General features: G+C 68.6%; 1 protein-coding gene and 1 pseudogene. Both read right to left on the bottom strand.

Features of this window, described 5'->3' with window-relative positions:
* A pseudogene (locus G481_RS0118660) lies at nt 1-387 on the bottom strand (sigma factor); the annotation flags it as partial.
* 112 nt (nt 388-499) lie between these two features.
* Nucleotides 500-1137, bottom strand: a 638-nt coding sequence (locus G481_RS26310; RefSeq protein WP_035026775.1) for a helix-turn-helix domain-containing protein, incomplete at its 5' end; no start/stop codon positions are given.

Genomic DNA, 1137 nt, shown 5'->3' with positions numbered 1-1137 from the left:
CACGACGTCCGCCGCGGCGCAACGATCCTGGCCGTGCCAGGCGGCCAGCCCGTCCGTCTCCGCCAACAGGCAGCCCAGCGGTTCGACCGAGCCAGCTGCCGGGGCGTCGAGGGAGAGCATCGTGCCGCCCTGCGCTCGGCGCTGCCGGTGGTGCCGCATCGCGATGCGCGAGCACTGGTTGCGGAGAACGATGTTGGCAAAGGCGCCGATGGTGCCGCGGCGCTTGTCGAAGCCCGGCAGCCGGCAGATCAGGTCGACCAGAAGATCCTGGCGAAGATCGTCGAGATCGGCTGCGGGGAGCACCAGCTTGCGGTGCAGACGCCGGGCCGCGAGGTCGGTCTCGTCGATCAGCGTGGCAAGGTCGGAGGGGGAAATCGGGGGATACATCGGTGAAAGCCTCGGAACATCGTTTCTGATGCTCCGAAACTGCCGGTCCCCGCCGGTCTGCCGGTGTGATTGGCGTGTGTTTGATGTGTGCCGGGTGTGTGACCGACGGCACTCAGGTCTCTATGGCGACCTCTGGCGGCGCGAGGCCAAGGCGGTACCCGCGCGACCGGACGGTCCCCACGAGCGTTTCGACCTCCTTTTCCGTGAGCCCGCAGGTAACGAGGGCCCTGCGCAGGTCCCGGACGATCTCTCGCGGTGTTCGCTGAAACTGCGCCTCGATCTCCTGCGCCTTAAGCACGGGGTCGCGCTGCACCGACCGTTCGACAAGCATTCTGAAGAGAGCGAACATCTGCGGGGGAAGATCGAGGCGGCGACCGTCCAGCACCGCGAACTGCCCTTTGCGATGCAGGACGAGCCTCACACCGCCGGTCGGTATGCGCCCGTCGTCGAGGATCAGGCGGTCGACGCCCTCCGGATCAGCCTTGATCACGTCGGCAAGCGCCCGGACCTCGATCCCGGCCTCGCGTAGCCGCAGCACCAGTGCCGGCTCCGGCTCCTTGGCGATGACGGTCAGCGGCCGCGGCGCAGCCGCGGATTTCAGCGCGAGGATTGCGCCCGGCACCTCCAACCGGTCCGTGTCGTCGCACAACATGAACACCCGACCGGCAGGCCCGGAGCCGATCGTCCAGACCCCATCCACGACCGCCGAGACCGCGCCGGCGAGACCGCCGCTCGCGCCGATCTGCCCTG

The organism is Gemmobacter nectariphilus DSM 15620, assembly GCF_000429765.1.
In the GTDB taxonomy this organism is placed as follows: Bacteria; Pseudomonadota; Alphaproteobacteria; order Rhodobacterales; family Rhodobacteraceae; genus Wagnerdoeblera; species Wagnerdoeblera nectariphila.
The sequence above is the reverse complement of the archived record's forward strand: the minus strand, read 5'-3'. Positions and strand labels throughout refer to the sequence as shown.